Origin of the sequence: Rhodonellum psychrophilum GCM71 = DSM 17998, assembly GCF_000381545.1 — a bacterium.
Classification (GTDB): Bacteria; Bacteroidota; Bacteroidia; order Cytophagales; family Cyclobacteriaceae; genus Rhodonellum; species Rhodonellum psychrophilum.
Genome location: NZ_KB906683.1, coordinates 154,909 through 161,329 on the forward strand (window position 1 = coordinate 154,909; position 6,421 = coordinate 161,329).

Below are 6,421 nucleotides of genomic sequence, written 5' to 3' on the forward strand. Positions count from 1 at the left end.
GAATCAAATCTATTGACACTTTCCATCAGGAATTCTTAGGGACTTCTTAAGATTGACTTAAATAAAAAAATGATCAAAAAATTAGTTTGAATACAGTTCCGTGGTCTTTTATACTCTGGACTTGAATCTCAATCTTCAGTTCTTGACAGAGTTTTCTGACGATCGCCAAACCAAGTCCAGTCCCAGGAATGGCTTGTTCCACCATGGATTTTTCCCGGAAGAAAGGGTCAAAAACCTTGTCAATATTGGACGCCTCTATTCCCTGTCCTTTGTCTGAAACAGTTAAAAATGGAGCTGAATTGTCCATTCCAATGGCTATGGTTATGGATTGGAAAGCATCTGAATATTTTAAGGCATTTTGGATCAGATTGGTGATGACCATTTCAAGTGATTTTTCACTGGAATGGACAAAAACGTCTTGGCCGGTTAGATTCTCAATGATCAGTCTTTGATTTCCTTTGTATCCCAGCTGGTTTTTGATCTCCTCCACAAAGGACGTCAACTCGATTTCTTCTTGATTGGTGCTGGCAATTTTCTCTGCCCGCGCCAGTGCGAGCAATTGATCGAGCATGATGGTCATTTTGTCAATGGATTGAAGACCCGTTCGAATTTTTGAAACATATTCTTCTTCTGTCCTGGGTTTTCTGATGGTTACTTCCAGCGTTCCCCTCAAAACTGCCAGCGGCGTCCTCAATTCATGGGAAGCATCTGAGGTGAACTGCTTTTCCCTTGAGATTGCCTGTTCCAATCTGGCCAGGAGACTGTTAATAGAAAGGGCAAGTTGGCCAATTTCATCGCGCACTACCGGCTGAGGAATCCTTTCATTCAAGTTGTTTTGGGTGATCTGATTCGCCTTGCCAATAATCTCCTTAATGGGTTGTATACTCTTTGCTGCCAGGTATTTCATCGCGAAATACAAGGAAAATAGAATCAATGGATAAAGGAAAAAAAGAATATTCCGTAGGTTGGTCAAAAGTCTCCTGGCATCCTCAAAGGAAGTGGCCACTAAAAGATACCCCTCCAGTTTACCCTTATTATTGAGAGGAATCTGCATCTGACGTACCTCTTGATCACCCAATCGCAGGTTTAATCCCCCTCCTCTAAAAATGCCTTCGCTGTGGAAAAGGAGATGGTTGTCCTTCAAATTAGGAGACCGATCCATTGACTCTCCAACCAAACTGACGATTTCAACAAAAATTGGATTAAACTGGATTTCTTGGTGTTCCCTTTCCGCCCATTCGTTTTTATGGGAGAAGCGGATTTTATCATCTGCTAAAAAAATCTGGGCGGAATGTTCATCAGATTCTTGCCTCAGCTCATTGTCGATATTCTGAACCACAGTCCAGTTTACGACAAAATAAATAAGGCCAAAAACGATCAAGACGATCAAAGCCGTAACTGAAGTCAATCTCCAGGCAATCCGTTTTGTGTACGACAGTTTCATAACTCCTTGGCCAAATACCCTACTCCTCTGACGGTCTGGATATAATCCTCTTCTTTGTGTAGACCCAGTTTTTTTCGCAAGGAATTGATGAACACGTCAATCACTCCTGTATTGTACTCAAAATGGATATCCCAGACGCTTTCGATGATCCGAGTTCTCCTGCATACCTTTGTTTCTGATCAAATATTCCAAAAGGGCAAATTCCTTCTGAGTCAAAAGGATTTCCTGATCTCCCTTGAAAACTTGATGCTTATCCGTGTGCAAGGTGATCGGCCCCAATGAAAATTTCTCATGCTCAACAGACTTCCCTCTTAATTGGACACGAATCCTTACCAACAATTCTTCGAAGTGAAAAGGCTTTTTGATATAGTCATTTGCTCCGGACTGCAGTCCAAATACCGTTTCATCCACGGTATCTTTGGCTGTCAGAAAAATGATAGGCGTCAAAGGGAATTCTTTTCTGAACTGGCGTGTGATTTCTATACCACTCATTCCCGGGAGCATCCAATCCAGCAACAACAGGTCATAGCTTCCAGACAATGCCATTTCAAGCCCTTTTTTGCCATTTTCCTCTATATCCACAGCAAATGCCTCCTCTTCCAATCCCTGTTTCAGGAAATTAGAAATCCCGGGTTCATCTTCTACCACCAAAATCCTCATAGAATCGCTAAGTTAAATTGTATCATTTTATTCAATCGAAATACAATACCCATCCATCCACCTCTTTGTTGTTATTAAAAGTACGGATAGCTTTCAGAAGTTTCTCCGAATTCATCTTATTCTTTTTCACCAACAAGACCGATTTTTCCGGTCGTTTCTCTAACAGCCAATTGGGATTTTCTTTCAGGTTGATTAAGGTATTTTTCCAATTCGTATTTTTCTCGAATTGCGTTTCCCTATTGAGCCCCTCATCACCATCAAATAGGGAAATGACATTCTTACTGGTTGAAAAGGAAATAGACGGAAGCCTTTTGTCATAAACCAGTATATTTTCACAACCCTTGATTTCTTCTTGGATAAAAGCAGCAACGTTTTTCTGATCGTTGACAGTTCCTGCATTGTGAGCAAAAAAATAAGTGAAGGCCACGGTAATCCCCATAATAAACAAATATGCCATAAAGATGGGCTTGTCTCGGATTTTCATGGGAATCACGCTGAAAGACAATACAATGGAAGCAATGATCACCAGGATAAAATAGAGTTGGGATCCAAGGACAATATTCGGATCCAAAAGAGGGCTAATGGCCAAACCCAATAAAATCAAACAGTGAAAACAGAACTGCACGCGATCCCATTTCCGCTGGACCCTTTCATCCAAATCAGACCATACTGCCACGGCAAGGAGGGCGATGGCCGGAAAAATGGGTAAAATGTATAGGATCAGTTTGGATTGGCTCAATGAAAAGAAAATGAGCGGGACAATGATCCATACCATAAACAATACTTCCTTTTTATAAGGAGTCTGCCATAGCAATCTGGTTTTTGAAAAGACGATCAATATCCAAGGGAAAGTTGCCCCCAATAACACCGCCCCATAAAACCAGAAGGGTTGGCTTCTGCTGAAAGTATTGGTGGCAAATCGTTCGATGGTATGCTTAAAAAGAAAATAATCCAAAAACTGGCTGTCTTCGAAATAAAGCCATAAATACCAACTTAGACCAACGGTTGCTAACAAAACCAGGCCTATCAAATGTATGGATACTGATCCGGTTTTGATCTTTAGAAAAACCCTTTGGTAAACAATCAGTACAATCGGCACGATCAGCACCACTGGCCCCTTGGTTAGGAATCCCAAGCCCAACATGAGGTAAAACAAGAGCAATTGATAATTCTTGTTTTCTTTTTGAAACCACAACCAAAAAAACACCGAAGCCAAAGAAAACGTAGCCAAATAAGCGTCAGTAGTCAAGCCTCTTGAAGCGATGATCACTACAGGGAAAGAAGTATAAAGCATAGCAGAAAGGAATGCCTTGTGTGTATTGTCAAAGACCAATTGACCGATTCTGTAAATCAAGAAAACCTGAAAAAGCACCGCTATCTGGAGGAAAAATCTGGCAGAAAATGCTGAAATTCCAAAAATCTTATAAGCTGCTGCAGTGAGCCAATAGGTCATCGGCGGTTTATGGTAATGATGGATTCCCATCAAAGTAGGATGCAGATAATCTCCTGAGACTGTCATTTCCTTGGCAATTTGGGCATAGCGGGCTTCACTGGTTTCGGTGACAGACCAAATTCCCAAATTGAAGAAAAGGATCAGTGCGGTCAATATCAGCAGCACCGGAAGACGATAAAGTTTGAATCGCTCCAACAATGGCCTCAAATCCTTTTTGTTGGCTTTTTGATGTAGAAATAAATTTCGGGAATATACGATCAAGCCAAAACCCTGTCCAATAAACAGGACCGCGTCTTTTCTGAATACCGCATACACAATAATGAACAAGGCGCCTACGGCACTGATGTACCAAAACGACAGCGGAAATGCCGATTCTTGCATTTTCTCGGAATAAAGCCATTGCACCACAAATCGTGAGGTAAATATCACTTGACCAAAAGTCCCCCATGTGAGCAAAACTCCATTGATCTCTGGATTGTGGATAAACCTGGCCCAATCGTACTCCAATCCAAATACCAAAAATAAAACGATGAATCCGGGCAGGTAAAAGGCCAATCGCCTAAGCAAAAAAGGGAACTGCTCCCATTGCCCTTTTATCTGAAGATTTCGGATGTAAATCAAATAACCAATCAATTGTCCGCCCACGATGACAATGTCATTTCTCAGAAAGCCATATAAAATAAGAAGCAAGGAAGCCAGAAAGCTCAGCTGCCAAAACAAGGTTGGGGAAACCACTTTGTTCGCTTTTTCGGATTGAAAGAGTTGGATGATAAATCTTGCCGAAAACAGGCCTTGAGCAACAAAGCCCAATCCCAAAATTGAAAAATCATGCATGGGTCTCCAAAATTTTATTTCGGGAAGATTCCTTAATCTGGTATTCGATTCTCCTTTTCTTCATCCAAAAAACCAGTAGACTGTCCAGAAACGGATGAAACAGTCTGTTCCTCAAATTAAATTTTGAGATGCCCTCTGTTCTAGGAAAATGGTTGACGGGAATTTCCTTTACCCGACCTCCATGGATTTGGGTCAAAGCAGGGAGAAATCTGTGCATGCCCTTATAAAAAGGGAGTTTTTGGGCAAAACCCCTTTTAAATATTTTCAACGGGCATCCTGAATCCCGAATTCCATCACTCAAAAGGGAATCCCTGAACCAATTGGCAAAGGATGATGATATTATTTTCAAACCACTGTCTTTTCTGTTTTCCCGAAATCCCGTCACCAATTCAAAATCATCAATAAAGGGTTCAAATTTCAAAAAATCCAAAGGGCTGGTTTGGAGATCCCCGTCCATATACCCTACCCATTCGGTTTGAACATAATCAATTCCCACCTTAATCGCGGCGCTCAAACCACTGTTTTTGGTAAGAGAGATATATTCATATCCTCCCTCTTGAGCACAAATTTTTTTGATCAACCCTAAACTGCCATCCAATGAACCATCGTTTACAAAAACAACAGAAACAGCACATTGAGAAGATAAAATATACCTGTCTATTTCAGATTTAATATTTTCAATATTCCCCTCTTCATTGTATACAGGTATGATAATGGTGATGCGTTTCATTGGAATCCAGAAAAAGTGAACCTAAAATTAAAACCCTACGGTTTCAAACAATCTTAAAAGAATCTTAATATTTGCTTAAAATTCTACCAACATTCAAAGAATCCCTCAAAAAACTAGGGAACCCACCCAAAAAACTAAGCCTTTCAACTCTCATTTCTGTGAATAATGAGAAACCAAGCACTGAGCAAACCGATTAAATTTTCGTCTTGTATTTCTTAAACACATAGGGTGTTTTTTTAACCATTTATTTTTAAAAAAACATAAAATTATAAATAATAGGTTAAAAAAATAAGCATAAAAAAAGGAGTCTCTGTAAAAGACTCCTTTATTGGGTTTAATTGTAACTGACTACAGCCATATAAACTTTGGTATTTTTAAAACTTATAAATAAATTTCGCTACCATTATTTCCTAAACATAGCAAAAACATATTAAAACCCCATAATAACCATTGAAAATTTTTTCAGCTATTTTAAATAACAAGGAATAGTACGGCTAGTTGACTACTTGGTAGTAGATCTTCTACCTCATCGCAAACTTATGTTTGAAGGCTCTTTTAGAACTTGTGAATTATTTAACCTGACGATACAGTTTACCTTATGGATCTAAAATTACCATTCTTAAAATTATATTTTTAGATCTTTAACCTTTGTGTTTTTGTTTTAAAGGAGGCATCCACATCCTATTCCAATTATCCTTAAGAATTAGTTTTACACTAACAAGCCCATTTCAATCATTTGATCTATATCCAGGTATTTCAAATTTTCGATTATGAATCCCATAAATCAAAGATGGCTTAAGAGAACAGGCTGCTCTATCGGTTATAGATTTTAACTATCAAAAAAATCAATCCATTGAGACCTGGATCACATTCCATTCTCTTCAGACAAGCTAAATTTGAAGTATCAAGTTTAAAAAAAACAATCATGGAAGATCAAAACACAATAATATTGGCTAGAATCGGTGACACAGCTCCTGACTTTAAAGCGATGACTACGACAGGTCCAATGCAATTTTCAGAACATATCAAGGACAGTTGGACGATCCTATTTTCTCACCCCGCAGATTTCACTCCGGTATGCACCACAGAGATGACGGGTTTTGCCCTGAATCAAGATTTCTTTGACGAGAAAAACACCAAGCTGGTCGGCCTGAGCATTGACTCCATTCATTCCCACATCGCTTGGGTAAACAATGTAAAGAAAAATACAGGCGTCTTATTTGAGTTTCCAATCATTGCTGATATTGACATGAAGGTATCCAAACTTTATGGAATGCTGCAACCTGGAGAAAGTGAGACT

The 6,421-nt window shown here is 39.4% G+C and carries 6 protein-coding genes; 1 reads left to right on the forward strand and 5 read right to left on the reverse strand.

Annotated elements, in window-relative coordinates:
- Positions 1–73: 73 nt before the first annotated feature.
- The 5 genes from F824_RS0116365 to F824_RS0116380 are packed head-to-tail and all read right to left on the reverse strand — an operon-like array spanning position 74 to position 5,121.
- Positions 74–1,444 (reverse strand): sensor histidine kinase, encoded by a 1,371-nt coding sequence (locus F824_RS0116365; RefSeq protein ID WP_019599005.1) that lies wholly within the window; start codon positions 1,442–1,444, stop codon positions 74–76.
- Positions 1,441–1,593, reverse strand: a complete 153-nt coding sequence (locus F824_RS28135) for a helix-turn-helix domain-containing protein (RefSeq protein WP_316928731.1) — start codon at positions 1,591–1,593, stop codon at positions 1,441–1,443. The genes F824_RS0116365 and F824_RS28135 overlap by 4 nt, the downstream gene beginning before the upstream one ends.
- Positions 1,562–2,104 carry a response regulator transcription factor gene (locus F824_RS26675; protein WP_022582292.1) on the reverse strand — a complete coding sequence of 181 codons (543 nt, stop codon included), beginning with the start codon at positions 2,102–2,104 and terminating at the stop codon, positions 1,562–1,564. Before F824_RS26675 ends, F824_RS28135 begins: the two co-directional genes overlap by 32 nt.
- Positions 2,105–2,135: 31 nt before the next feature.
- Positions 2,136–4,391: a lipid-A-disaccharide synthase N-terminal domain-containing protein gene (locus tag F824_RS0116375; RefSeq protein ID WP_019599007.1), complete on the reverse strand. Its 2,256-nt coding sequence runs from the start codon at positions 4,389–4,391 to the stop codon at positions 2,136–2,138.
- On the reverse strand, positions 4,384–5,121 hold the full coding sequence (locus tag F824_RS0116380; RefSeq protein ID WP_019599008.1) for a glycosyltransferase: 738 nt from the start codon (positions 5,119–5,121) through the stop codon (positions 4,384–4,386). Before F824_RS0116380 ends, F824_RS0116375 begins: the two co-directional genes overlap by 8 nt.
- A gap of 925 nt (positions 5,122–6,046) precedes the next feature.
- Here F824_RS0116380 and F824_RS0116385 point away from each other — a divergent pair.
- On the forward strand, positions 6,047–6,421 hold a 375-nt coding region (locus F824_RS0116385; protein ID WP_019599009.1), incomplete at its 3' end, for a redoxin domain-containing protein.

Excerpts from the sequence above, each read along its gene's own strand:
- F824_RS0116375 (WP_019599007.1), bottom strand. The coding sequence starts at position 4,391 with ATGCATGATTTTTCAATTTTGGGATTGGGCTTTGTTGCTCAAGGCCTG.
- F824_RS0116380 (WP_019599008.1), bottom strand. The coding sequence starts at position 5,121 with ATGAAACGCATCACCATTATCATACCTGTATACAATGAAGAGGGGAAT.
- F824_RS0116365 (WP_019599005.1), bottom strand. The coding sequence starts at position 1,444 with ATGAAACTGTCGTACACAAAACGGATTGCCTGGAGATTGACTTCAGTT.
- F824_RS26675 (WP_022582292.1), bottom strand. The coding sequence starts at position 2,104 with ATGAGGATTTTGGTGGTAGAAGATGAACCCGGGATTTCTAATTTCCTG.